This window comes from Rhodococcus sp. ACPA4, assembly GCF_002300185.1.
GTDB classification, from domain to species: domain Bacteria; phylum Actinomycetota; class Actinomycetes; order Mycobacteriales; family Mycobacteriaceae; genus Rhodococcus_F; species Rhodococcus_F globerula.
Window position 1 is genome coordinate 2,591,883 of sequence record NZ_NSDY01000001.1, and the last position, 25,564, is coordinate 2,617,446.

At 62.6% G+C, this 25,564-nt stretch carries 24 protein-coding genes; 9 read left to right on the top strand and 15 right to left on the bottom strand.

The features are described 5' to 3' along the window. Nucleotides 1-40 precede the first annotated feature (40 nt). Nucleotides 41-400 carry a YybH family protein gene (locus CJ178_RS11770; protein WP_033235515.1) on the top strand — a complete coding sequence of 120 codons (360 nt, stop codon included), beginning with the start codon at nucleotides 41-43 and terminating at the stop codon, nucleotides 398-400. A 15-nt stretch (nucleotides 401-415) separates the two neighbouring features. Here CJ178_RS11770 and CJ178_RS11775 read toward each other — a convergent pair whose 3' ends face one another. Further along, nucleotides 416-1,678, bottom strand: a complete 1,263-nt coding sequence (locus CJ178_RS11775) for an ROK family transcriptional regulator (protein ID WP_033235783.1) — start codon at nucleotides 1,676-1,678, stop codon at nucleotides 416-418. A 317-nt stretch (nucleotides 1,679-1,995) separates the two neighbouring features. Between CJ178_RS11775 and CJ178_RS11780 the strand changes: the two genes are divergently transcribed. Together CJ178_RS11780 and CJ178_RS11785 are read left to right on the top strand one after the other, a co-directional pair. Next, complete coding sequence (locus CJ178_RS11780) at nucleotides 1,996-4,317, top strand: arylsulfatase (protein ID WP_095886745.1); 2,322 nt, start codon at nucleotides 1,996-1,998, stop codon at nucleotides 4,315-4,317. Between the two features lie 15 nt (nucleotides 4,318-4,332). Beyond that, nucleotides 4,333-5,082 carry an SDR family NAD(P)-dependent oxidoreductase gene (locus CJ178_RS11785; protein WP_033235516.1) on the top strand — a complete coding sequence of 250 codons (750 nt, stop codon included), beginning with the start codon at nucleotides 4,333-4,335 and terminating at the stop codon, nucleotides 5,080-5,082. A 14-nt stretch (nucleotides 5,083-5,096) separates the two neighbouring features. On the opposite strand, the gene CJ178_RS11790 is transcribed toward CJ178_RS11785, so the two are convergent. From CJ178_RS11790 to CJ178_RS11805, 4 genes are all read right to left on the bottom strand, one after another. Further along, entirely contained in the window at nucleotides 5,097-5,846 is a 750-nt protein-coding gene (locus CJ178_RS11790) for an ESX secretion-associated protein EspG (protein ID WP_143547507.1), read from the bottom strand. A 38-nt stretch (nucleotides 5,847-5,884) separates the two neighbouring features. Beyond that, nucleotides 5,885-7,408, bottom strand: coding sequence for a hypothetical protein (locus CJ178_RS11795; protein WP_143547508.1), 1,524 nt, complete (start codon nucleotides 7,406-7,408; stop codon nucleotides 5,885-5,887). A gap of 86 nt (nucleotides 7,409-7,494) precedes the next feature. Continuing rightward, the gene (locus tag CJ178_RS11800) at nucleotides 7,495-8,691 is read right to left on the bottom strand and encodes a L,D-transpeptidase (protein WP_095886748.1); all 1,197 of its coding nucleotides are present in this window, start codon (nucleotides 8,689-8,691) and stop codon (nucleotides 7,495-7,497) included. A gap of 33 nt (nucleotides 8,692-8,724) precedes the next feature. Next, complete coding sequence (locus CJ178_RS11805; protein ID WP_051730646.1) at nucleotides 8,725-9,768, bottom strand: UDP-N-acetylmuramate dehydrogenase; 1,044 nt, start codon at nucleotides 9,766-9,768, stop codon at nucleotides 8,725-8,727. A gap of 74 nt (nucleotides 9,769-9,842) precedes the next feature. Here CJ178_RS11805 and CJ178_RS11810 point away from each other — a divergent pair, with 74 nt between their 5' ends. From CJ178_RS11810 to CJ178_RS11820, 3 genes are read left to right on the top strand one after another with little or no spacing between them, the layout of a single operon-like run. Continuing rightward, entirely contained in the window at nucleotides 9,843-10,340 is a 498-nt protein-coding gene (locus CJ178_RS11810) for a DUF2505 domain-containing protein (protein WP_033235518.1), read from the top strand. A gap of 60 nt (nucleotides 10,341-10,400) precedes the next feature. Next, nucleotides 10,401-10,901 carry a DUF2505 domain-containing protein gene (locus tag CJ178_RS11815; protein WP_045063896.1) on the top strand — a complete coding sequence of 167 codons (501 nt, stop codon included), beginning with the start codon at nucleotides 10,401-10,403 and terminating at the stop codon, nucleotides 10,899-10,901. Between the two features lie 6 nt (nucleotides 10,902-10,907). Further along, a complete protein-coding gene (locus CJ178_RS11820) occupies nucleotides 10,908-11,696 on the top strand; it encodes a hypothetical protein (protein WP_033235520.1) in 789 nt (262 codons plus the stop codon). A gap of 72 nt (nucleotides 11,697-11,768) precedes the next feature. On the opposite strand, the gene CJ178_RS11825 is transcribed toward CJ178_RS11820, so the two are convergent. The 3 genes from CJ178_RS11825 to CJ178_RS11835 all read right to left on the bottom strand — a co-directional run bounded on the left by CJ178_RS11825 (nucleotide 11,769) and on the right by CJ178_RS11835 (nucleotide 16,045). Then, nucleotides 11,769-13,796, bottom strand: coding sequence for an Ig-like domain-containing protein (locus tag CJ178_RS11825; RefSeq protein WP_095886749.1), 2,028 nt, complete (start codon nucleotides 13,794-13,796; stop codon nucleotides 11,769-11,771). Between the two features lie 83 nt (nucleotides 13,797-13,879). Beyond that, nucleotides 13,880-15,319 (bottom strand): Ig-like domain-containing protein, encoded by a 1,440-nt coding sequence (locus tag CJ178_RS11830; protein WP_095886750.1) that lies wholly within the window; start codon nucleotides 15,317-15,319, stop codon nucleotides 13,880-13,882. Nucleotides 15,320-15,466: 147 nt separating this feature from the next. After that, the gene (locus CJ178_RS11835; protein ID WP_092803323.1) at nucleotides 15,467-16,045 is read right to left on the bottom strand and encodes a type IV toxin-antitoxin system AbiEi family antitoxin domain-containing protein; all 579 of its coding nucleotides are present in this window, start codon (nucleotides 16,043-16,045) and stop codon (nucleotides 15,467-15,469) included. A 126-nt stretch (nucleotides 16,046-16,171) separates the two neighbouring features. On the opposite strand from CJ178_RS11835, the gene CJ178_RS11840 reads away from it, so the two are divergent. Both CJ178_RS11840 and CJ178_RS11845 read left to right on the top strand, forming a co-directional pair. After that, nucleotides 16,172-16,942, top strand: coding sequence for an LmeA family phospholipid-binding protein (locus CJ178_RS11840; protein ID WP_033235524.1), 771 nt, complete (start codon nucleotides 16,172-16,174; stop codon nucleotides 16,940-16,942). Between the two features lie 79 nt (nucleotides 16,943-17,021). Further along, nucleotides 17,022-18,542 (top strand): HNH endonuclease signature motif containing protein, encoded by a 1,521-nt coding sequence (locus tag CJ178_RS11845; RefSeq protein ID WP_095886751.1) that lies wholly within the window; start codon nucleotides 17,022-17,024, stop codon nucleotides 18,540-18,542. Nucleotides 18,543-18,580: 38 nt separating this feature from the next. Here the strand turns inward: CJ178_RS11845 and deoC are convergent, their stop codons facing one another. Continuing rightward, nucleotides 18,581-19,246, bottom strand: coding sequence for a deoxyribose-phosphate aldolase (deoC, locus tag CJ178_RS11850; RefSeq protein WP_033235526.1), 666 nt, complete (start codon nucleotides 19,244-19,246; stop codon nucleotides 18,581-18,583). A 64-nt stretch (nucleotides 19,247-19,310) separates the two neighbouring features. On the opposite strand from deoC, the gene purU reads away from it, so the two are divergent. Next, nucleotides 19,311-20,198, top strand: coding sequence for a formyltetrahydrofolate deformylase (gene purU, locus CJ178_RS11855; protein WP_033235527.1), 888 nt, complete (start codon nucleotides 19,311-19,313; stop codon nucleotides 20,196-20,198). 12 nt (nucleotides 20,199-20,210) lie between these two features. Here the strand turns inward: purU and CJ178_RS11860 are convergent, their stop codons facing one another. From CJ178_RS11860 to CJ178_RS11885, 6 genes are all read right to left on the bottom strand, one after another. Then, on the bottom strand, nucleotides 20,211-21,242 hold the full coding sequence (locus CJ178_RS11860; protein ID WP_033235528.1) for an alpha/beta fold hydrolase: 1,032 nt from the start codon (nucleotides 21,240-21,242) through the stop codon (nucleotides 20,211-20,213). Nucleotides 21,243-21,292: 50 nt separating this feature from the next. Continuing rightward, complete coding sequence (locus CJ178_RS11865) at nucleotides 21,293-22,228, bottom strand: AurF N-oxygenase family protein (RefSeq protein ID WP_095886752.1); 936 nt, start codon at nucleotides 22,226-22,228, stop codon at nucleotides 21,293-21,295. A gap of 105 nt (nucleotides 22,229-22,333) precedes the next feature. After that, the gene (locus tag CJ178_RS11870; protein ID WP_033235530.1) at nucleotides 22,334-22,627 is read right to left on the bottom strand and encodes a DUF2516 family protein; all 294 of its coding nucleotides are present in this window, start codon (nucleotides 22,625-22,627) and stop codon (nucleotides 22,334-22,336) included. Between the two features lie 94 nt (nucleotides 22,628-22,721). Further along, complete coding sequence (locus tag CJ178_RS11875) at nucleotides 22,722-23,591, bottom strand: heparin-binding hemagglutinin (RefSeq protein ID WP_095886753.1); 870 nt, start codon at nucleotides 23,589-23,591, stop codon at nucleotides 22,722-22,724. Then, the gene (locus tag CJ178_RS11880) at nucleotides 23,581-24,090 is read right to left on the bottom strand and encodes a helix-turn-helix domain-containing protein (RefSeq protein ID WP_033235532.1); all 510 of its coding nucleotides are present in this window, start codon (nucleotides 24,088-24,090) and stop codon (nucleotides 23,581-23,583) included. The genes CJ178_RS11875 and CJ178_RS11880 overlap by 11 nt, the downstream gene beginning before the upstream one ends. A gap of 106 nt (nucleotides 24,091-24,196) precedes the next feature. Beyond that, nucleotides 24,197-25,480, bottom strand: a complete 1,284-nt coding sequence (locus CJ178_RS11885; protein WP_033235788.1) for a DUF445 domain-containing protein — start codon at nucleotides 25,478-25,480, stop codon at nucleotides 24,197-24,199. Nucleotides 25,481-25,564 lie beyond the last annotated feature (84 nt).

The window sequence follows — 25,564 nt, forward strand, 5'->3', positions numbered from 1 at the left end:
GATCTTGGACTTATCATCAGCATCGCAGCACGATGGAGGCATGACAACAACAGACACAACTCGAGAAGCCCGGACCCCGGAAGACCTCGCTCGCCTCTTTGTCGAGTTCGCCAACGCCGGTGACGCCGACGCAGTAGCGGGACTCTACGAAGAGGGCGCCGTGATGGCATTTCCGCCCGGTTCACTTACCGTCGGGCGTTCTGCCATCCGCGACGTGATCGCACAGATGCTCGCTGCCGCACCCACGTTCACCGTCGAGAAGGCGCTGCCGACGGTCGTCAGCGGTGATCTCGCGATGACCTCCACTGCGCCGGCCGACGGTACCGGCGGACGCACTCAGGTTGCGCGCCGCCAGCCCGACGGACGGTGGTTGCGGGTACTCGACCGGCCGGAGCTGTAACCGGCACAGACGAAGTCAGATTACGGCGGCCCGGCGCATCGCTGCGGCCGGATCAGCGAACAGCGAGCTCAGCGACACCACGGTCGACGCATATTCCTGCACCCGATTCCCGAAGCCGGTGATCCGAATGTCCTTACGCTCCAGGGACGATGTCGTCGAGAAAGCCTCGGCGACATACGGCGCGCCGGCCGGGTAGTCGGTGAAAGCCTGGCCACCGAGGATCACACGATCCGGGTTGAACAGATCACGCAACAGCGCCACCGTGCGACCCAGCACCCGTGCTCGTTCGACCAGGAGTTCATGTGCCGCAGCCGAACCGGCAGAGGCCGCCGCGTACACGTCGGCGATGGTGATGCGCTCGCTACCCTGAATCACCGCGCCGCTCGACAGCGCCTGCGTCACAATCGCTCGATCGCTGATGGTCGCTTCCAAGCACCCCACGGAACCGCAGGCGCACCGGGCCGACGACCCCGTCGGCAGGTGCGCGATCGAGCCCGGTCCGCTGGACGGGGTGTGCACGCGACCCTCGAAAGTGATCGCAATGCCTGATGTTTCGCGCGCATAGAAGTACAGCGCAGTGGTCCCGGTAGCCGGTGTCTCGGTGCGATCGGCGCTCAGCAGCAATTCCGATGCGGCCATGGCCTCGACGTGCGCGGCAACCGAAACCGGCAAGCCCAATCCGGCTCCGATGACGGCGCCGACCTTTGCTCCCTTCCATCCCAATCGGGGGTGGTCGACCACGCCGGTAGCAGAGTCGACGCGTCCACCGATCGCAACGCCGACAGCCAGCGGTCGACGTTTGTGCCACCGGGATGTGAACGATTTTGCCGAACGCGCGATGGTCGCGAGTGCAACAGATGAATTGGTGGTGGGCGTCGGGATTTCGACGGCGCCGAGCACCCGGCCCCGAATATCGCTGGCAATGATGCTGGTGACGGCTGCACCGATGTGGATGCCGACCGTCAGATACGGCTCGTGATTCACCTCGAACGGAACCTTGGGGCGACCGATGGCACCTGAGGCAATCAGATCTGCTCGCTCACGGACCACTCCGAGGTCGAGCAGGCTCGTGACCTGCCGATTGACGGTTGCAATGCTCAACCCGGAGGCCTTGGCAGCAGTGTCCCGCGAAATCGGGCCTCGCAGCCGAGCGATGCGGAGGACCGTAGCCGCCGGTCCGTCGGCGATGCGCAGCTCAGGTGCAACAACCTGAGGCCGCGGTCCGGAGAGGACGGTTCGTGATCGAAGCTGCGGGGCAGTAAGTGTGGGGGTCGACATGGCAGTCCCTTGCAGAAGGAGGAGAAAGCGCACACTTCAGCCCTCGGACCGGCATCAATGCTGGTCAAGGAAGAAAGGGTGGAGAGCGGCGCAGAAAATTAGCTGCAGAAAGAACGGCGGCAACAACACAGTTCGCGTGCCAGAGGCAGACGCGACCCCAACGCAGCGGTCACATAGGTGACGCGCAAAGCGGCAGGCTGGTCGGTCGACATAGATCCAAAAATAGCAGCTCTGCCCAGTTTCACAAATCGGGTGCGGTAACGATCACAGTGAATGCAACTATGGCCAACCGCAAATACAGCTGTTTTAGTGCTGACATGACCGGCGCAGACACCACTCCCCCACCACACGCACGCGGCTACGAGGGGTTCGGTGGCCGGATCGGCCGTACCGCAGCCGACTCGATCCCGTCTTGGCCGTCGACAGCGTCACCGGCGTCGGATGCCCCCAACATCGTGGTCGTCTTGATCGACGACATGGGATACAGCGACATCGGCCCGTTCGGATCGGAGATCGAGACACCGACCCTGGACCGACTTGCTGCACAAGGTGTTCGGCTCACCAACTATCACACGACGCCGCTGTGCTCACCCTCTCGGGCAGCGCTCCTGACCGGAGTCAATCCACATCGCGCGGGATACGGGTTCGTGGCAAACGCAGACCCCGGCTACCCGGGCTTACGGCTCGAGCTTGGTGACGACATCCTGACCCTGCCTGAGATCCTTCGCGAATCCGGTTACGCCACATACGCCGTCGGTAAATGGCACCTTGTGCGTGATGCCAACCTCGCGCCGGGTCGCAGCCGCGACTCCTGGCCGACGCAGCGCGGATTCGACCGCTACTACGGATCACTCGAAGGCCTCAATTCCTTCTACTACCCCAATCAATTGATCTCCGACAACTCCGTCGTCGACGTCGACGAGTATCCCGAGAATTACTATCTGACAGACGATCTCACCGACAAAGCTGTCGGCTACATCAAGGACCTCCGGGCTCACGATGCGGAGAAACCGTTTTTCCTCTACTTTGCGCACGTCGCCATGCACGGGCCGTTGCAAGCCAAACCCGAAGATCAAGCCAAGTACCGGGGCCGCTACAACGAAGGCTGGGACCGAATCCGCGAATCCCGCTTTGCTGCTCAGCTCACGGCGGGACTGTTCCCCGAAGGTACGCGGCAAGCACCGCGTAATTCCGAGCCTGGTTTCGACGTTCCCGAATGGGATTCCCTGACATCGGAGCAACAGTCGCGGTTTGCCCGCTACATGGAAGTCTATGCAGGCATGGTGGATTCGGTCGATCAAAGCGTTGGCCGCATTGTCGAGACGCTCGAAGAACTCGGAGAGTTGGACAACACCATCATCGTCTTCACCTCCGACAACGGTGGCACGGCCGAGGGTGGTTCGGACGGCACGCGCAGCTACTTCGCGCAATTCGCGCACGTGCAGGATCCCGAGTGGGTAGGCGACGTCCCGCACGACGAATCGTTGATCGGTGGTCCGCAGTTGGGTGTTCACTACCCTCGCGGATGGGGACAGACGTCCAACACCCCGTTCCGGTTCTACAAGGGCCAGTCGTTTGCCGGTGGCGTCCGAGTGCCGTTTGTCCTGTCGTGGCCGGCCGGTATCAAACCGGCTGCGGCCGACAACGGCATTCGAGACCAGTTTGCCTACGTCACCGATCTGACCCCCACCCTCCTCGATCTTGCAGGCATCGACGTTCCGACCGTGCGTCATGGCCTTCCCGCCAAGGAGTTCGACGGAGTCTCGGCTGCCCACGTTCTGCATTCACCGGTGGCACCGAGCTCCCACACCGAGCAATACACCGAAATGACCGGCAACCGCGGGTACTACAAGGACGGCTGGAAACTGCTGGCGCTGGCACCCGACAACATCGACGAACCCGACTGGCACCTGTTCGACGTCACCGCAGACCCCACCGAACTGAACAATCTCGCCGCGCAGTACCCGGACAAGGTCCGCGAACTTGCCGACGCCTGGGACAACTCGGCGTGGGCGAACACCGTCTTCCCGCTGTTGGGCAACGGCGTCGGAGCGGTGCGTCGGCCCGAAGAACAAGCGCTGTCGCGGCCGGTGCGAATCCTGGCAGGAACCCCAACCCTCGAGCGATACCGATCGTCTCGGCTCATCGCCTTCCGCGACTTCGACATCACCGTAGAACTGAGCGGTTACCAGGGCGGCGACTCCGGCGTCCTCGTAGCGCACGGCGACCCCCAAGGCGGGTACATCCTGTACGTCGAAGACGGCCATCTCCATCTCGGATACAACGCGTTCGGGGACTACCGAAGCATCGACACCGGGCCGCTCGCGGTGGGCAGCACCCGCATCGACGTTGCGGTGAGAGTCGCGCCGCGCCTGCGCTGGAACCTCGACGTCAGCGTCGACGGCGTTCCGGCCGGCTACCTCCGCGATCAGGTCCAACTTGTGGGCATGGCGCCGTGGACCGGCATCTCGGTCGGCGTCGATGCGCGTGGACCGGTGTCCTGGGACCTGCATGGTCGACGCGGCAGCTTCCGCTACAGCGGCGCGCTCCGAGCCGTCACATACACCCCGGGAACCGTCCAGGTCCCGGCCCGTCACATCGAATCCATCGAGCGGGAGGCGGAGTACGCGGCCGACTAGCCCTACGATTACGTCATGACCATTTCTTCCGATGCCCGCGTCGCTGTTGTCACCGGAGCCAGCTCCGGAATCGGCGAGGCCACTGCCCGCACGCTTGCCGATCAGGGATTTCACGTGGTGATCGGGGCCCGGCGCCTCGATCGCCTCGAGAAGATCGCCGAGGAGATCGGCGGCACCGCGCTCGAACTCGACGTCACCGACGAGGATTCCGTCGACGCATTTGCCGCGGTCCTGCCCCGCGTCGACGTCCTGGTGAACAATGCGGGCGGCGCCAAGGGCCTGGCGACAGTCATGGAGGCGGATCTCGACGACTGGCGCTGGATGTGGGAAACCAATGTGCTTGGCACTTTGCGGGTCACAAAAGCGTTGCTGCCCAAGCTCATCGACTCCGGCGACGGTTTGGTGGTCACCATCACCTCGATCGCCGCACTCGAGGCCTACGACAACGGTTCCGGGTACACCACCGCCAAACATGCTCAGGCCGTTCTGCATCGGACCCTGCGCGGCGAATTGTTGGGCAAGCCCGTTCGGTTGACGGAGATCGCTCCCGGCGCCGTCGAAACCGAATTCTCCCTGGTCCGTTTCGAGGGCGATCAGGAGAAGGCCGACAAGGTGTACGAAGGCATCACTCCGCTTGTGGCTCAGGACATCGCCGAGATCATCGGCTTTGTCGCGGCACGTCCGTCACATGTGAACCTGGATCAGATCGTCGTGCGTCCTCGCGATCAGGCAGGTGCTGGACGCTTCCACCGCACTACGACCTAGCACAGCCCAACCACCTAGCGTTGTTGTCTCTTCGTGGAAACGGCGGCCATGATCGCCGTTTCCACGTCGAGGGCGGAAGCCGCAACAGCGCTGAGCGTTTCACCACCTCTCACGATGTACCTACCGTCGTCGGCAAAGTCGTTCCATTGAAAGACAACGTCACCCCGGTTCGGTCTGCTGTCTATGGCACTGCCCGACGAGATAGTGATTTCACCGATCGACGTGCGCGGCCGACGAAAGAACCTCACCAGCTCCTGCGCTGGTCGCGGATCGTCGGCTCGACTCAGGATCGACTCTCCCGGAATATGTTTCGTGCTCCGAGCCGACGCGACCCGAACCTTCCCCGCCGGGCATTGCGGCAGGTGCGTCACCATCGCGGACACCAGCACCGACGCCCGTTGCACCGAAAGAACAACATCGGAGCCGGAATCAGCTGCCGCACCTGGCAACTGCTGAACCAGCACTCCCCACTTGCCGGCGATCGCACCGTGCAGCCGTGTCACCATGTTCATCCGGGCGCCGTGAAATCCTGACACTTCGATGCGTACAGTGGGCTCCGCCAGTATCTGCAACGCGTCGGTCATATTCTCGTCGAGAATCTGCCGGATCCGCAGTGCCGCGTTTTTCCGCTGCATAGTCAGTTCGGTCATGGTTTCGGCCGCCGGACGGAATTTCAATGGGTACGGCAATCTGTCCCGACCTACGGCTTCCCACAGAATCTGGAATTCCATTCCTGTGAAGCGCCACTGTGACTGTGTGTTCACTGCTTCAGCACCAGTGTTCACTGCCCCAGCACCAGTGTTCACTGCCCCAGCACCGGCGGCGTGACCATCGGCAGGTCCCCGATCAGTTCGTTTCCGTTGTCGAGAGTGATGAGGTAGCCCGGCGTCTCGTGCATCTTGTCGTCGTCGCCTTGTCCGCGGCCGCCTGCCATGCCTCCCATTCCGCCGGCCATCATGCCCCGGCTACCGACTGCTCCGAGACTGCCTGCCGCACCGCCGCGGGCACCGCTGCCGCCGGCACTGCCCAGACCGCCGCCTGCCACACTGCCACCCAAACCACTGCCGCCCAAACCACTGCCGCCCAATCCAGTCGCGCCTGATCCACCGCCCGCGATGCCGCCACCTGCCCCACCTGCAGATCCGCCACCGCCAAATCCGCCACTCCCAGGTCCGCCGGTGAGACCGGTACCTCCACCAAGTCCGGAGCCATGTCCGACACCAGGGATGGACCCACCGCCGACAGACTGCGGCACAGCGGACGCCGCCGAGGTAGTCGCCGGCCCGGAACCACTTTCACTCCGGCCGATTCCCGACCCGGATACCCGTCCGCTGTCGCCGAGCGCAGCGCCTGGCGTCGCACCTGATCCACCAGCCGAAGCACCGTTACCCGCGCCGCCGACCGTCGGGTCAGTCCCGGCGCCACCTGGCGAATCAGCTGTGCGCTGTTCCAATCCGCTACCACCGCCAGATGTTTGGTAGTTGCCCGCGGCGGATGCCGCTTGCTCGTACGACATCTGATCGGTACCGGTCTGGAACGGACTACGGCCGCCGGAGGTTCCGCCGCCGGAGGTGATGGGATTGAATGCGGGCGGCAGGACGGGAACCTGATCATCGGCGCGCTTCATGTACGGCAGGTACATCTCCTTCATGACCTGGCGCGCCAGTCGCTCCGCTTCTTCGGCTTCATGTTGCGCCTGACGCCACGACTCCCCTGGAATCATGCTGATGAGCTGTTCCCCAAGCGATGCGTCGCTTGGACGCGGTATCGACTGTTTTGCCTGTCCCAGTGCGATCTTTGCTTCTTCGACTTTGTTGGCTACCAGTTGCACTCGTGTCTGAAGTTCCTGGCCGTCAGCTGAGTACGCAAGAACAGCCTCCAAGGCCGCAGATCCACCCTTGCCCTGCCAGCCGTCACCGATTGCCGATCCGACGGCGAGGTTGAAGGCCGAGATTCCATTCACAACCCGCTCCGATATCTCGGTCCAGGCCTTACTGATCGCGACAAGAATGTCGGGCTTCATCTCGTCGACATGCGCAAAAATCTGAGCATGAGACATCGCGTCGAAGGGATCGTCTTCAAGAATGGCGTGTTCGCTGTACTCCAACGCCGTCGCCCGCGGAGTCAGTGCATCGCGGATTGCCCAGTTCACTTCGCGTTCCAGGTCGGCGACCTTCGATGCTTCGGCGATTGTGTCGTCGAACTCGCCGCGATCGTCGGTGAAATGTTGGAGCACAGCGGTCGGGGCCAATGCCACATCGGCGACACGACCGGGCACCGATGCCACAAGGGCGAGACCATCCGCCACAACATCATGAAGACTCACGACTATCCCCCGAATTCATCCGTGTCTACCTGGATAGACGCATCGGTGATGCCAGGGGTTCCGCCGACAGAAAAGATTCTTGCGGCTCAGGCGAACGCGGACATGGACTTCCAGGTCGGGAGATCGATCGCCCAGTCGTAGATGTCGCCGTCGGCGGCGGAGAGGTCGATCGACGTCCCGGTCACCTCGACGGGGTCGCCGTACAGCGCGGTTCCGAAATACTCCTGCGCATCCGACATCGAGAGATTGATACATCCGTTGGTGACGTTCGACGAACCTTGAACTCCCGTGGTTTGCGGGTTTGCGTGGATGAACTCACCGTTGTTGGAAATGCGAACGGCCCACCGTTCGCGGACGTTCTCGTAGAACGGCGGATTGGACATGAGGAAATCTTCGTACTTCTCGGTCACCATGTGGATGCCGCTGCGCGTGACGTTGCGGGCCTCGTTGCCTTCGCCGTAGCTGACGGGGATGTCCATGATCGTCTGGCCGTCGCGGACGACCTGCATACGGTGGCTGGGCGCGTTTGCCTTCACGATCTGACTACGACCGATAGTGAAATCGAGAGTGAGGTCCTGATCGCCGTACGCGCCGCCGCCGTAGTTCAGTCCGTACAGCTTCGCGTCCAGATGAACGACGGTTCCCGGGACCCAGTACTCGGCGGGACGCCAATGCGCGCGCGAGCCCCCGTTATCGTCCGGCAGCCACGCCCATGAACCTGCGGTCGCCGGAACGCTCGTGACAACAAGCGCCTTCTCCACTGCTGCTTTGTCGACGACGGAGTTGTCGAACTGGAGGGTGATCGGCGCTGCTATTCCGACTTCCTGACCGTCGGCGATGTTGAGGGTGCCGCCGGTCTGCGAATCGGGTGCCAACGTTGTGAAACTGCCCTCGACGGGAACGGTTTTTCCGTCCGTGCCGGTGGCGGAACCAGACCACGAATACGTGGCCGCGTACCCGAGAGCCTCGCTGACGACGTAAGACGTCCGGTCCGCAGACAGCTGACCTGCGACGGGGGTACCCGCCGAGTTGCTCAGCGCAACCTCGTCGAGAGTGCCGCCGGTGACTGTGACGGATACCGGGGCGATCGGGCTGACGTCCCTGGCACCGACAACCGGCGTCTCGACAACCTGCGCAACGGGTGCCTTGTCAGCTGGTGATGCCTCGCCGGCCGTCTCGGCGCCACCGATGGTGCATCCCGCAACAGCGAGCATCGCCGCAAGCAGAACAGCTACCAAAGCAGCAAGACGCGAACGTTTTCTCCGAATACCCAGCTGATGCACCTCAACAGGCTACCCGCGCTAACGATTGTCAGCTCATATCCGGCAACCCACGGTGACCGGTTCCGGCTCGAGACGCACACCGAACGCGGCGTCCACGCCGTCTCGCACGGTGCGGGCGAGAGCCACGATGTCCGAGCACTTCGCGTCGCCGCGGTTTGTCAGGGCGAGTGTGTGACGAGTCGACAACCGAGCCGGCGCGTCCTCGCCCGGGTATCCCTTGGAAAAGCCGGCTCGTTCGATCAGCCACCCCGCAGACAGCTTGGTTCCGCCGACCCCCGGATACTGCGGGACAGTCACTTCCCCGAGCTGCGTCGTAATAGCGGAAAGAACTGCGGGCAACCGATCCTCGGGCACAACCGGGTTGGTGAAGAAGGAACCCGCGCTCCACGTGTCGTGATCGTAAGGGTCGAGCACCATCGCCTTACCGGCGCGCAAACCCAGAACAGCTTCGCGGACCTGCGACGACGGCAATCGATCACCTTCCTGAGCATCGAGTGCCGTGAACAGTTCCCGGTAAGCCAGGGGCGCGCTCAGTCCATCCGTTGTCGCGTCGAGTTCGACCGCCAGAACCAGCGCTGCGTCCGAATGCTTGAGGACGCTCGAGCGGTAGCCGAGTTGCAGAGTCGACGGATCGACCCAGGACACCTCTCCGGTGCGGCGATCGAGCAACTGGACCCGCCGAAGTCGCGAGCCCACCTCGACGCCGTATGCGCCGACATTCTGCACCGGGGTTGCGCCCGTCGAACCAGGGATTCCCGACAGGGCTTCGAGTCCGCCCAATTCCGCGGCGACGGATTGACCGACCACCTCGTCCCACACGGCGCCGGCCTCGGCGACAACACGATCCGTGTCGAGGGTCACCGTGGTGTTCGCCACACGAACCACAACTCCGTCGAAACCCTCGTCCGAAATGACGAGATTCGACCCGCCCGCCAAGATCAGCGTCGGCACGTTTTCACGATCGAGAAGCCGAACGACGTCGACCAGAGACTGCGTCGTCGGGCATTCCGCGAGCAGCCGCGCAGGTCCTCCTACCCGGAGCGTCGTCAATCCGGACAGGTCAATGTTCTCGGACACGAAAGCGCCGGAATCTACGACGCGTTGGCCAATGGTTACGTCCCACACATCGGTAAACGGTAGCCTCCACAATCGTGAGCCGTCGCATCGAGCATTCATCGAAGTACACCGTCCCCGTCGCCAAGGTCCATGAGGCGGTGACGTCGGAGCAGTACTGGCGTGACCGTATCGCCGCAGTAGGTGGCCCTGGCGCCACCATCGACGAACTGACTGTCCGGGACGAAACCGTCGCAGTCACCATGTCGCAGGTCATTCCAGCCGAGCACCTTCCCTCCATGGTCTCCAACTTCATCAAGGGTGACATCGTCATCAAGCGCAGCGAGACCATCGCACCGCTCAACGGCGGAACCGCGACGGGAACCTTCTCGGCGCACGTCGACGGCGTCCCTGCCCGCATCGAGGGCACCCAGGTGCTCAGCGGAGACGACACGGGTTGCACCTTGAGTGCCACCGGTGAGGTCGAGGTCAAGATCCCGATTTTCGGCGGCAAGATCGAAAGCGCGATCGTCGACGAGGTCACCCGTCTGATCGAGGCGGAGCAGGACTTCACGCGGGACTGGATCGCAAAATAGGGCATTGCGGGCGGGGTAGGTTTTTTCTGTAACAGCAGGTAGCCGGTATCGTTTGCGATCATGGCTCGACGCATCGACTACTCCGCCCGCTACCAGCACTCCCCCGAACAGGTCTACGAAGCACTGACCGATCGCGGATACTGGGACGCCCGGGTCGAAGAGATGCGCAAGCATTCCGAAAATCGGGTGGAACATTTCGAGGTCAGCGATTCCGGAATCGAACTCGTCCTGCACCACGTCCTGCCCCGCACCGATCTGCCCGATATCGCGCAGACCGTCATGCGCAACGACCTGATCATCACGCGCACCGAGTCCTACAGCCCGTTCGGTGACACGGTAACCGGAACCTACGAGGCCTCCATCCCGGCCGGACCGGGCAGTCTCACCGGAACCATGGAACTGTTCGGCACCGAAACAGGCTGCACCTTGCGGACGTCGTCGGAAGCCAAAGTGCACATCCCCTTTGTCGGCGGAAAGTTGGAAGAGCTGATGCTCACCAATCTTGTCGACCTGTTCCGCACCGAAGCTCAGGTCACCGCGACCTGGCTCGCCGCTCGCTGACCCCCGGTGAGGACTGCTCCACCCCCGAAGATCGAGGGTGTCATCACACGCGGCACAACCGGCATCAACCGTCTGCGGCGCAGCGACCGCTGGCTCGTGCACAACCGGGCCGTTCAACGGGCACTGCACGACGCTGCCGACCCCTTGATCGTCGACCTCGGCTACGGCGCCCGCCCCGACACGACGTTCGAGATGGCCGACCGCCTCACCGCGGTACGACGCGACCGCCGGGTCATCGGACTCGAAATCGACCCCGCCCGCGTGGTGGAAAGCCGCAACGGAGTCAGTTTCGCGCGCGGCGGGTTCGAATTGGCCGGCCTGTCACCGATTTTCGTTCGCGCTTTCAACGTTTTGCGCCAGTACCCCGAAGACGCGGTGGAATCGGCGTGGTCGCACATTCAGTCCGGTTTGGCGCCTGGCGGTTTGATCCTCGACGGGACGTGCGACGAGCTGGGGCGTCGGTGCGCCTGGGTGCTGCTCGATGCGCACCGACCCCTGACCCTCACCTTGGCGTGGGATCCCTTCGACATCGAGAAACCGTCGGACATCGCAGAACGGTTGCCCAAGGCCCTCATTCACCGCAATGTTCCGGGAGAACCGATTCACGCGCTACTCACGGCCGCGGATCGCGCGTGGGCCACTGCGGCGCCCCATGCGTCGTTCGGCCCCAGACACCGCTGGGCGGCGGCACTGGAAATACTTCGTGGGCAGGGCATTCCGGTTCAACCGGCGCGGCGACGCGTGCGTGACTGCATCCTGACCGTGCCCTGGCACGTTGTCGCCCCGAACCCCTGACCTCACAGACACGAAGCGCCCCGCCGCGGAGGTGTTCTCCGCGGCGGGGCCTTTCGTCAATGCTGCTTCGAGCTAGGAACCGAAGATGGCGCCCAGGTCTCCGAGCGAACCGGTCGGAGCGCCGGTGCCGGGCTCTGCCGTGACCTTGACGGTGACGCCGGCCTGCGTCTCGGAACCGAGGTATCCGTCAGTTCCGCTGAACACCGCGGTGATCCGACGATCGCCGACCTCGGTGAAGGCATGCGAGAGTGTGGCTTTACCGTTCACTACGGCAACCGGTCCGCCGATCGGGGTGGCGCCGTCCATGAACTGGACCGTCCCGCCGTTGAGCGTGGGTACAACGGCAGCAGCCAGATCTACCTTTGTGCCCTTCGTGGCGGACGCCGGAGCGCTCACTGTGATGGACGTTTCCTGATCTTCTGCGGCCGGAGCCGTGACCGAAATCGCTTGCACGACCGAGGTAGAGGTGAGGAATCCGCTCGCACCCGAGTACACCGCCGTGATGTCGTGAGTACCGACGCTGCCGAACTCATGCATAATCGACGCTTTGCCGTCGACAACCACCACGGGCAAGCCGAGAGTGCCCGAACCGTCCTTGAACTGCACCGTGCCACCTGACGGAGCCGGCGTAACCGTCACGGAAAGACCCACTGCCGTACCGGTTTTTGCGTTCGCGGGAACAGTCAAGACCGTCTGGGTCTGCTGATCGACGGGAGCCGGCGCAGCGACCTTCACAGTCTGAACGCTCGAGGTCGAACCCAGGAAGTTCCCCGAACCGGAGAACACTGCGGTGATGTTGTATTCACCGGCGTCGTTGAACGTCGGTGTGATCGTGGCTTTACCCAAGGCGTCTACGGGAATCGGCGAGCTCATATCTCTGGCCCCTTCCCTGAACTGCACCGTGCCGCCCGCAGCGCCGGTCGACACCGTGGCAGTAAACGACAATTCCTCTCCTGTCGAAGCGCTCGACGGACCGACGAGGGTGGTCGTTGTGCTCTGCTCGACCACGACGGGAGCGACCGTTAATATATGCGGCGTCGACGTCGAGGTCTGGTAAAGACCGGAACCGGAGTACACCGCCACGATCGAATGCTCACCGGCTGCATAGGAACCCGTCAGCGAGGCCTTGCCGTTGGCGTCGACGGTCGTTGCGCTCCCGAGATCGGTTGTGCCGTCCTTGAACTGCACCGTGCCGCCCACCGGAACAGGCGCGACCGAAGCCTCGAGAGTCACGGACTCACCTGCGTCCGCAGTCGTTGGGCCGGTGATCGTGGTGGCCGTGGACTTGTCCGCTTCGGACACAACGACGTCGACCGCCGACGACGTCGAGGTTGCCACCTTCGTGTTGCCGAGGTACTTGGCCGTCACGGTGTGTGTGCGGACGCCGGTCGGTGTCCAGGCCAGTGTGGCAACACCATTGGCGAGCGTGCCAGTGCCGATCGTGGAACCGGCGTCGAAGAACTCCACCGAATCACCGTCGCCGCCACCGGTAACCGTCGCCTTCAGCGGAACTGACTGCCCCAACTGAACACCACTGGCAGGGGACAGCGTCGTCGTCGACACGTTCTTCGCCACGCTGATCGACGGACCGACACCCTTGAGCTGCCCCGACCCCAAAGTCCCGCTCACATGCAACTCAGTCGTCAAATCCACACCACGAGCACAACCCGCACCGACCGTATAACTGAACTCAACCGTTCGGTACTTCGGATTGATCAGACCACCATCCCAGTAGACCGCCCAACTGCCAGAGATCTTCGCGTAGTCGGCAGCAACCTCGACCTTGTCACGGCCGATCACCGAACCGTCAACCTTGGCCGAATCCGTCACATAGGAAAGACAATCCGGATGAACATCCTTAACCTGCTGCAAGTATTCGAGGGAACCAGTTCGAGTCAGTACTGACTTCACGGTAATCGTCTCACCCGCACTGGGCGTTCCGTTCGAAATAGTGCGCACAACCTGGTAACCGTGCACATTTCCCTCCGCCGTCACCGGAGCAGCACCCGCGACACTGACACCGGCAGCCGCGACGAAGCCCGCAGCAACAGCAAACACACTCACACCACCGACAACACGGCGTGCAGAACCAACAGACATAGATTTTCCTTCTCGAGAAGCGAGCGATATGGGTGATGCCCCACCGCTTCACGCGGACGGGGCATCACCAGGTGTCGAATGCCTTAGGAGCCGAAGATGTTTCCAAGGTTGCCGAGCGAACCTGTTCCGCCTGTACCTGGCTCTCCGCCGTCGACGGGTGCTGCGATCTGAACGGAGACCTGATCGGCCGAAGCCGTCACTGTTCCGGCGCCCGAGTACTCGGCCGTTACGACGCGCTGGCCCTGAGTTGCCGGCGTCCACGAAATGCCGGCCTTGCCGGAAGAATCGACCGTTGCTGTGCCGATGACCGACTCACCGTCTTTGAAGGTGACTGTGCCACCGGCGTTTGCCGGGTTGATCTGAGCCGAAACGGTCTGCGCAACACCGACTTGACCCGCTCCGGCGCTGAGAACTGTTGTGGAATTTGTCGTTCCGACTGGTTGCTCGGCAACTGTCGTACTCGCTGTGGTGCTCGACCCGGTGACACCGGATCGGCCCGCGAACACAGCTTCAACCGTCTGCGCGCCCGCAACCGCCGGAACCCAGGCGTAAGTGGCTTCGCCATTGCCTGCGACCGGCACCGAAGCCAGAACCGTCGTACCGACCTTGAACGTCACCGTCCCACCCGTTCCCGGCGCAGACACCGTCGCCTTGAGGGTGGTCGACTTACCCACCTGAGCGCCCGAGATCGGCGCCAGCGCTGTAGTCGACGGAGAATCAGCCTGCGAGACGTTCACGTTCAGCGCCGCCGATGTCGACTCGACAGCTCGCGCGGTGCCGGCGAACTTCGCGGTAATCGAGTGATTCCCACGAGTGGTCGGTGTCCAGTCAAGTGTGGCAACACCATTGGCGAGCGCGCCGGCGCCGATCTTGGAACCTGCGTCGAAGAACTCCACCGAATCACCGTCGGCACCACCGGTCACCGTCGCGGTCAACGTCACCGGTTGACCCACCTGGGCACCGCTAACCGGTGACACGACCGTCGACGACACGTTCTTCCGAACATTGATCGACGGACCACGACCGCTTGTCGTGTCATTCACCCAAGCCGAACCGTCGAAATGCACTGTGCTCGCCAAATCATTACCGCGCTCACACCCTGCGCCGACCCGATACTGAAACTCGAACGACTTCGTATTGTTCTGATACAACGGCCAATCGGTGATGCTCGCGCTCACGCGCACCGAGTCAGTGCTCACCGGAGTCTCCGGCGCGTACGCCTTCCCGTTCACCTTCGCCGAACCCTCGACATACGTCATGCACGACGGATGAAAATCCCGAACCGCGTACAGATAATTGACCACAAAGTCGGTCCGCTTGAATACCGTGGTGGAGGTGATCACATCACCTTCGGACGGCGTCCCGTCACTGATTGTTCGAGTGATTTTGTAACCACTCGAATTGAATTCAGCCGTCACCGGAGCAGCCCCCGCAACCCCGACACCCGCAACCGCCACGAAACCCGCAGCAACAGCAAACACACTCAGACCACCGACAACACGGCGAACACCACTCACAGACATCCCTCTCGACGACGGAGCAGACAGGCGTCCAGTACAGGTGTCTAGGACAAGTGTCCATCTGCTTTGATGCCGTGACGTTATCCCTTTGCCTGTAACGCAACTACCCTTTTCGCCAAATTGGTGCATTTGGCACAAGGTCGGTTACCACTACAGGCTTGCGGTGAGTGCCAATTCCACGCGAACAGCCACGTCGACGGCGGCGTTCTCGCACGAGCGGTACAACTCATGGGCGTCGAGTCGACCGATCGCGACGCCGTCGGACACCACTTCGTTGAGCAGGTCCTGGGAAATGCCACCCGACGCAATGTCGAGGACAGTACGCACCGGCGTCGTAATTCGAATGGCTCCGAACTGCTCGCATTCCGATTCCGCGAGCAAGCATCGGTGCAGAGCAAGCTGACGAGTCGGCGCCGAAACGGGCACTCCGACGGACAAGTGCAGGAACCGTGGTTGTAAGTGGCCGAGACCGTGAAGTTCGGCAGCGCTGTAGTGCGAAACGGTTGCTCGGCCGGCAAACCACGTACACCATTTGGCAAACTCGTCCATCGCGGTGCGGCGTACCCGATCCAGTCGGAACAGCCCCGGACACTCCGAAATCCAGGTTCCGGATTCCAAGAGCCAGTCCCAGTCACTGCCGGAAAAACCCAGGGCGGCGGCCTGATCAGTCGCAACAAACCCACATTGGCGCAGTGCCAACAATTCGAGTGCTTCATAGTCTGGAGCCATGACCACCTCCGGTGACCGTCTGGAGCGCTTTTCCGCCAGGCTACGGCATTCTGTGTTTCAGATCACAGTATCGGATGGGCGCGTATTCACAGAGTTCGTTCAGAGTCGTCGGGAAGAATCCCTGAGATGACTGTCGCAGCAAACAACGCGCCCCCGCGCAACCGTGTGCTCATCATCCTGCTCGTCGTGATCGCTGTACTGGTCGCAGCGCTTGTCGGCGGAGAACTCTACGTTCGCAATCAAGTCAAAAGCTGCATGGCCGACCAGTTTCAGAGTGAACTCGGCTCGCAGGTAGACGTGGGCTTGAGCTGGAAGCCTGTCCTGCTTCAGGCCATCGACAAGAAGGTCCCGTACATCACCATCGACAGTGACGATTCGTCATTCGGGCCGGCAACGGGAATGCAGGTCCACGCAAAGGTCAACGACATCAATCTCCAACCGTCCGACGGAAACAGCGGAACCATCGGAAGCTCGAGCGCCGATGTCACCTGGTCCACTGCCGGAATCCTGGCCACCCTCCAGGAACAGACCTTCGGCGGACTTGTCACCGGTGTCACGGCTGATTCCGCCGCGGGAACTTTGGCCTTCGACGTCGGACCGGCAGGTCTCGCGAAGCTCACGGTCAAGCCGACTATCTCGAACGGAGTTGTCGACGTACAAACCGTCGGCGCCGAGATCCTGGGATTCGGACTTCCGACCGACCTGGTCGACGGCATCGTCCAGACTCTGACCGACAGCCTGCAGACCTACCCGTTGGACATGAAGCCCACCGAGCTCACCGTTACCGATGACGCGATCGAGATTTCACTCGAGGGCGGCGCCTACGCGATGCCCGTTGCCAATGCCTCGGCCCAGAATGCATCCGCAGTCCCTGACAGCTGCGGAATTCTCACCTGATCTCTACCTGTTATCGGACTTTTCCGACTGATTTCGAATAACCGTTCTATTCGAACAGGATTTCGATTACGGTTGGGGAATGTTCGATCCGGGGGTGGGAAGTTTCGGTATCTCAGCACAGCTGAGTGGTACCGAAACCGATTGCGCCCTCGTCGATTTGATGGCCGAATTGCATTCATGTGAAGCGATGTTGGTCGAGCGGAAACTGGCGGTGGTGGCGGAGTTCTTCACCCGCCGCAGCGCTGAGCATGTCGAGGGCGGTACGTGGACGTCGTCGGCGCACGAGCTCGCCGAATCCGAGGTCGGCGCGGTCCTGACGATGGGGCGCGCTGCTGCCGGGAAGCTCATCGGTTTGGGTTTTGCGTTGAAGACGCGGTTGCATCGCACGCGGGCCGCGATGGCCCGCGGTGAACTCGACTTCTACCGGGTCGGGCTGATCGAGTCCGCGACCGCAAATGTCGGTGACGAGCTGATCGACGAAGTAGAACGCTTGTTGCTCGAGCAGGTGTTGGCTCCACCGGTGGACGGTGGGATGGGGTTGACGGGTCGGCGGTTGACGGCGGCGATCGACCGGATCGTCGCCCGCGTCGATCCGGAAGGTATGCGGGAACGACGCCGCCGCGCCCTCGCCGACAGGTTTGTCGGAGTCAGCGCCGCCGAAGACGGCATGGCTCGCATCCTGGGCAGTATCCCGGCCGAACAAGCCCGCGCCTTCGACGGCAGGTTGCGGGAATTGGCCATGTCGGTGTGCCGCCACGATTCCCGCACGTACGAACAGCGCCGAGCCGATGCCTTGGGCGCCCTGGTGAGCGGTTCGACGGTGTTGGTGTGTGACTGCGACCGCGGTGATTGCCCGCAGGATCGTAGCGGTGTTGTCATCATTCGCCGGCCACTCGTGCATGTGGTGATACACGATTCCGCACTGCACGCAGGATCGGATGAACCTGCGCATCTCGACGGGTTCGGGGTGATCAGCGCCGAACATGCCCGCGACATCGCAAAAGACGCCACGATAAAAGAAGTGCGCGTACCCGCAGATCCCGAACCGACACCTGAGCCTGCCTCGGCATCTGTGTACCGCCCTGGCGCGGCACTCGACACCTGGCTGCGGGTCAGCGCGGGCAGTTGCCAGTGGCCGCACTGCGATGTCCCGGCCTGGAATTGCGACCTCGACCATAACGATCCGTTCAACCACGCGGACCCTGCGAAGGGCGGGAAGACGGTTGCGTCGAATCTGAGTGCGTTCTGCCGCAACCATCACCGCCTCAAGCATTCCGGGAAGTGGCTGCTCGCCCCGAATCCGGATCGCAGTATCACCTTGACCTCGCAGACCGGGCATTGCTACCGCACCAGGGCTGCCGGACTACTCGCCGGGATGCAGGAACCGCCGCCACCGGAAGGCGGCAAACCGCGACGAACTCGACTGGAGAACAAAGCTGGCCGCATCCGAAGCGAACGCAAACATCGCCGCGTCAAGATTCAAAACCGGGCGGCGAAGAATGCGGAACGCAAACGGCGGCAAACCTTCCCGATCTCCACACCCCGAAAGCGCGTGCCCCACAAAACCGTCGACTACGGCAACGACCCGCCACCGTTTTGAATCAGGTCTGAATCACTTCCGAATCGGGTAATCCAGTGCTACTCCCCCAGACCGTCGAGCACAGCACGGGTTCCCGAAAGCCCGAGGCGGGTGGCACCGGCAGCGATCATGTCGAGTGCTGCCTGCGTCGTGCGGATTCCACCGCTGGCTTTGACTCCCACCGACGGCCCGACGGTTTTGGCCATCAACGCAACAGCCTCGACGCTTGCCCCGCCGGCGGGATGGAAACCTGTGGAAGTTTTCACGAAGTTCGCGCCCGCATGTACTGCCGCGCGGCAGCATTCGACTATCGCTTCGTCGGGCAGTGCCGCAGTCTCGAGGATCACCTTCAGCACCGCGTGCTCGCCCATGGCTTCACGGACGGTGAGTACATCGGCAAGCACAGCGTTGTAGTCACCGGCGAGTGCTGCCCCGACATCGATGACCATGTCGATCTCGCGGGCACCTTGATCAACGGCAAGACGAGCCTCGGCACCCTTCACCAAGGAGTGATGCTTGCCGGACGGAAAGCCGACCACCGCGGCGGTGATCAGACCGTCGGCCCGGATCGGCAGCATCGACGGTGAGACGCACACAGCGAGAACGCCCAATTCCCGGGCCTCGTCGATCAACGCCGTGACGTCGGCGGCCGTGGCTTCGGGTTTGAGCAGGGTGTGGTCGACCATTGCGGCAACCTGTGAACGAGTGAGCGCAGCGTGGGCCATGAAAGAAAGCTTGGCATACGACCATGCGTCGAGCGGCACTGCGACACCTGAGAGACTAGGCGGTATGACCGCTGCACCCTCGACTGATGATCGACGCTACGTACTCTCCCTCGGCTGCCCGGACACGACGGGCATCGTCGCGCGCATTTCGTCTTTCCTCACCGATGTCGGTGGCTGGATCGTCGAAGCGGCGTATCACGCTGACGCGGACACCGGTTGGTTCTTCACTCGTCAGGCAGTGCGGGCATCGTCGGTGAGTATCAGCATCGAGGAACTGCGTGAGCGTTTCAAGGCCGTTGCCGCCGAGATCGGACCCGAAACCGAGTGGACGCTGCACGATTCGGGGGCTCCCAAGAAAATCGTCCTGCTGGTGAGCAAGGAAGGTCACTGCCTTCACGACCTCCTCGGACGCGCGGCCGGCGGCGAACTCCCAGCCGAAATCAGCGCCGTCATCGGAAACCACGAGGATTTGCGCAGCGTGACCGAGCGTCACGGGATCGACTTCCACCACGTTCCCTTCCCCAAGGACCCGGCCGAACGCGGACCGTCCTTCGAGAAGGTGCGCGCCCTGGTCGACGCCCATGACCCGGACGCGGTTGTCCTGGCTCGGTTCATGCAAGTTCTGCCGCAGTCACTGTGCGAGCACTGGGCGGGCCGCGCGATCAACATCCATCACAGCTTCTTGCCGTCGTTCATCGGGGCCCGTCCGTACCACCAGGCTTTTGCTCGGGGTGTGAAGCTGATCGGTGCGACGTGCCACTACGTCACCGCGGAACTTGATGCCGGCCCGATCATCGAGCAGGACGTGATCCGCGTCGACCATGCCGACGATGTTGCCGACATGGTCCGCCAGGGTCGCGATATCGAAAAGCTTGTTCTTTCCCGCGGTTTGCGGTGGCACCTCGAAGATCGGGTGTTGGTACACGGCCGCAAGACTGTGGTGTTCAGCTAGCAGGGCGTTCAGCTAGAGATTGCGCAACCGCACGATCTCGCGGTCGAATTCGTCGATGCTCTCGATGGACGACATGTGACCGACACCGGGAATCACGATCAGCCGTTCGAGGTTGCCGGCTTCGTCGAGCACCTGCGCAAGTTTGCGTGCGTGGACGGGTGGCGTGAGTCGGTCGAGTGATCCGACGAGAACGGTGGTCGGCACTTCGAGATTGTCGAGTCCCTCGTGAATGTCGAGAGTGCTCAGGGCCGCTCCCCAACCGCCGCGGATGCGCGGCTTGCACTCTCGAACGATGTTCTCGCAGAACTGAACTTCGGCTTTGGTGGCGTTAGGCGACATCGAGACGTACTGGATCGCCTTGGTCATCGCGCCCGAGGACACGAATGGCACGGGCGAGCTGAGGATGGCGCGGCCGACCGGAACCGGCACCCGCGGGAAGCGTTCCGGCAGCGGAATCACGGTGGTTTCGGCAATCAGACGGTCACTTGCCGTGCTGGCCAGCATTACCGCCGACGCGTACTTCTTGACGTCGCCGGGGTGCTTTCCGGCCCACGCGATGATGCTCATGCCGCCCATGCTGTGTCCGACGATGACGGCTTTCTTGTCTTCACGGACGGTCGCTCCGAGCACTGCCGAGAGGTCGTCGGCGAGTACGTCGGGCCCAAGCGGAAGAGTGCCGACAGTACTGCGTCCGTGTCCGCGCTGGTCGTACGTGATGACCCGGTACTCGCCGGCCAGCGCGTTGACCTGTGGGTACCAGAATTCGGTTGAGCAGGTCCAGCCGTGACTGAGAACAATGGGATCACCGTCGACGGGGCCGTATGCCCGGATGTTGATGATCGCGCCGTCTTCGGTGGTCAGTTCGCTGATGTCCGCTTTGAACGTCGGGGTCTTCAAGAGTGCGTTCGGTTCGACGTCGGCAACGAGAGTGAGCCCTCTGGTGGAGCTACGACGACGGATAGCGGCGACGGCTGCCGCAAACGCTCCGGCTCCGGCAACTCCGGCCAATACCCGGAGTGTGGTGGTTCGCGAACTGCTGGACATGCATGTACCCCTGACTGAATTCGAAAGAAAATCGATACGGATGATGGGTGTCAGATGATGTGCGCTCGGCGCAGCAACATCGTTGACGGGCCGCCGATCAGGCCGACCTCGGTAAGAAATTCGACGGTATTCGCGCATCCTCGACGCACCATGTCGTGGTAGTGGACATTGTTTTTGGCGGCGTGGATTGCCGCTTCGGCGTCGAGTCCGGCGGCTGCGTAAACGTTCTTGTTCACGAGGCTGGTGACCACGAAGTAAGCCGTGACGGCAAGGACGAACCGGACGCGGGCTTGCTGGAACCGGGTGATGTTGGCTGCTCGTCGGACGGTTTCCTCGCGGGCGAATCTGATGTGGCGGGCTTCTTCGACCACGTGGATTCTGCTGACGGTTCGGGTGAGCGGTTGCACTCGGGTGTCTCGCATGAATTCGCGTTGCATCATGTCGAGGATTTCTTCGGCGAAGAGTGTTCCGCCGTAGGCCAGGGATCCGGTGGCCGTGGCCTTGAACGGGCGCGCGGCGGTGCGGATCCAGGTCTTCGGGCGGTAGGACGGGACGCCGAATTTGGCTGCGGAGCGCGCAAACATCGTGGAGTGCCGGCATTCGTCGGCGATTTCGGTGAGCGCAAATTGCACGTGCGCCGTGGAAGGATCGTGGAAGTAGATGTCGCGGACGAGCATCTGCATGAGGATCATTTCGAACCAGATGCCGGTGCCGGCGATGCTGGCAGCCTCGTGGATGGTGAGCGTGATGCGTTGTTGCTGCGTCATCTCGTCCCACATCGGCGTGCCGTAGAGGCTGCACCACTCGGGGCTCATCCCGTACAGGTCGCCGGGGACGGGAGCTTCCCAGTCGATTTCGATCAACGGGTCGTAGGACGTGCGGGCAGCCGAGGCAAGGAGCTTGGACGCTGTTTCCTGGCGGTCACCGGCACGCGTCAGTCGGGATGGGCGCCGATCGTTCGTCGATCGGCCATGCTCGACAGACATCGCAGTTCACTCCCCACGAGGACCGGCAATCTATGTGTGACTGCCGTTAACCCACAATAGCACCGCATAGTGCCACCCCGGTGGGGACGAACTGCGAAAAACGCGCTACCAGCGCGGACCGCGCTGGATGTCGTCCACGCGAGGCCGCACGTCAACGAGATAGACGCAGATTGCGACTACCGCGATGATGCCCAGCATTCCCACCGGAGACGTCACCAACAACACCAAAGCCGCGACGACAAGGATGCCAAGCCAGATCGGCTTGGTCAGCTTGTTGACTGCGGTGAACGCGTCAGGGCGCTGCCGCACGGCATGCACGATCGCGAAGACAGCACCTGCCAAGGCAAGCAACTTCAGTGCGAGAAAAATCAGGCCGATAATGCCATCCACAGCTACCACGTCTTACATCCTAGTTTCCGTAGTCCGACATCACGAACAGAAGGCTCCTGCACCCGAGAGCGCAGGAGCCTTCTCACTTTGTCGAGCCAGCCGATCAAGCCTTCTTGGTCGGTGCAGCCTTCGTCGGTGCAGCGGTCTTGGCCGGAGCGGCCTTCACCGGTGCGGCAGCAGCCTTCGCGGGAGCAGCCTTCGCCGGCGCAGCCTTGGCCGGTGCAGCCTTGGTGGGTTCAGTCTTCTTGGCAGCGGCCGTTGCGCGCTCCTGGACATCGGATGCGGCAGCGGTCACGCGAGCTGCAGCTTCCTTGGAAGCCTCGTCTGCCTGGTCGCCGAGGTCGAGGACCTTGAGCGCAGCTTCGTCGCCCACATCGGCGATCTTCTCGCCGGCGTCGGAGATCTTCTCGCCAACCTCTTCGGCGGTGTCGGAGATGCGTCCGGCAGCGCGGCCGGCCAGCTTGGCAGCCTGCTCGCCCACGGCGCGCGTCTGACGGGCAACGGTTCCGAGTGCGTCTTCGGTCAGCTCGACGGCGTCACCGAGAGCGGACTCCGCAGCGGCGATGCCCTCTTCGACGGCCGGCTGCTTGCGGATGCGCTCAACTGCATCTTCGCCGCGTTCTGCCAGCGAGTTGTACAGATCGCCTGCAACCTTGAGGTATGCCTCGGCGACCTTGCGGAGCTCCTCGGGTGCAAACTTCTCGCGCAGCTCGGCAAGCTCCTCGGGCAGCTCGGACGGCAGGCCGGCGAGACGCTCACGAAGAGCCTCAACGCTTTCCACGACGTCGCCCTGCACTGCGGCGAACTTTTCGCGTGCACCGTCGACGCGGCCGGTGACCTCGTCCTGGCTGGTCTCGGCGCGCTCACGAACCTGGGCAACAACGTCGGCAACGGCCTGGACGACGAGGTCGCCGGCGCCGACTGCGGCGTAGATCGAGGTCTTGACGTTGTCGATGGCGGTCTTATCGGTCATGTTGTTCTCCTTCTGGGAGGTCTGAGTCCGGAATTGTGGTGGGGGCTGCGCTCTGGGCTACTGCAGCGGGCCGCGTCGAATCGTTCTCCCGACAGAACGAGTCGTAGATCTCGAGCAGCACTTGTTTCTGTCGCTCGCTGATGGAGGTATCTGCGAGCACGGCGTCACGGATCGGACTATGTGGCCGTTGTTCGAGATATCCGGCCTGGACGTAGAGGACTTCCGAAGACACTCGGAGCCCTTTTGCTATTTGCGCGAGCACGTCGGCTGACGGTTTCCGTAGTCCTCGTTCGATCTGACTGAGGTACGGATTGCTTACACCGGCGAGCTGTGCAAGTTGGCGCATCGAGACTTGTGCGGCTTCGCGCTGCGCACGAATGAATCCCCCGATGTCGTGTGCCGCAGAGCTGACGACGCGCGCTGCCAAGTCGCTGGCTCCGGCTGCGGCACCGGATGATTCACGTTCTCCTTCATCGGAGTTCGTCGACTTCGCAGACATTGCGTCTTCCCTTTCCTGTGGACATTTCCCAGAGTAGGAGAGGGTGCTAACTATTGCAAGCACTACTGCTAGCACTGGGGTGCACGTCACATTCGAGGGCCGATTACTAGCCGAAGATCAGCGTCGACACCGTGTAGATGAACAGACCGGCTATCGCGCCGACCACCGTGCCGTTGATGCGGATGAACTGAAGATCACGACCGACCTGAAGCTCGATCTTGCGACTTGCTTCTTCGGCGTCCCAGCGCTCGACGGTGTCGCTGATGACACCGGTGATCTCGTCGGTGTAGTTCTCCGCGATGTACGTCGTACCGGCGGCCAGCCACCCGTCGACCTTCCCTCGCATCGACTCGTCGTCGCGCAGGCGGATGCCCAATCCGACGACGTTCTCGGCAACCTTGGTCCGCAGGGTGCTGTTGGGATCGTCGACCGATTCCATGATCAGCCGCTTCGCGACCTTCCACGTCGCCGACGCGAGTCCGGTGACTTCCTCTCGCCCCATGATCTCGGCCTTGATGCCCTCGGCTTTTTTGATAGTCTCCGGATCGTTCTGCAGATCGTCCGCAAAATCGATCAGGAAGCGATTGGCCGCCAGCCGAACCTCGTGCTCGGGATTTGCCCGCACCTTCCACGTGAACTCGACCAGTTCCTTGTAGATCTTCTCGCCGAGCATCGCGTCGACAAATTTCGGCGACCACGCGGGAGAGTCCCGGACGATCACCCGGTCGATGGTTTCCTGACTGCCGAGCGCCCACTGATGAGCGCGTTCGGCCAGCAGTTCGATGATCGGCAGTTGCTTGTTCTCCTTCAGAAGCTCACCGAGTACCCGGCCGATCGGCGGGCCCCACATCGGTTCTGCCAACCGCTTGACGATCGTGTGGTCGATGACCTGCGCGATGTCCTCGTCGCGCAGCACTTCTACCAGTCCCCGCAGGATCGTCGACGTCTCCGCGGCAACACGCGCAGCGTTGTCTCGCTCGGCCATCCACGTCCCGAGCCGCAGCGGGATCTGTGCCTGCTGCACCTTCGCGGACACAACGTCCGGGGCCAGGAAGTTCTGACCGACAAACGAACTCAAACTGGCCCCGAGCTGGTCTTTCTTGCGTTTGATGATCGCTGTGTGCGGAATCGGTATGCCCATCGGGTGACGGAACAGCGCCGTGACGGCAAACCAGTCCGCCAGCGCGCCGACCATTCCTGCCTCGGACGCAGCCCTCACGTACCCGACCCACTCGCCCGCGCCGCGTGATTCCTGCCATCGACAGAACAGATAGACGACCGTCGCGAAACCGAGGAGACCGGTCGCGAAGAACTTCATCTTGCGGAGGTCCCGACGCTTGGCGTCGTCGCCGAAAGTCGAGTCGAAAGCGTTAGGGCTCAATTGCTGCACCCTTGCCATTGTGCCGAAAGCTTGTCGCTGGTGCGTCGAAGCCGCAGGTGCGTGCCCACCGTAATTCCCCGGACACTAAGCTGA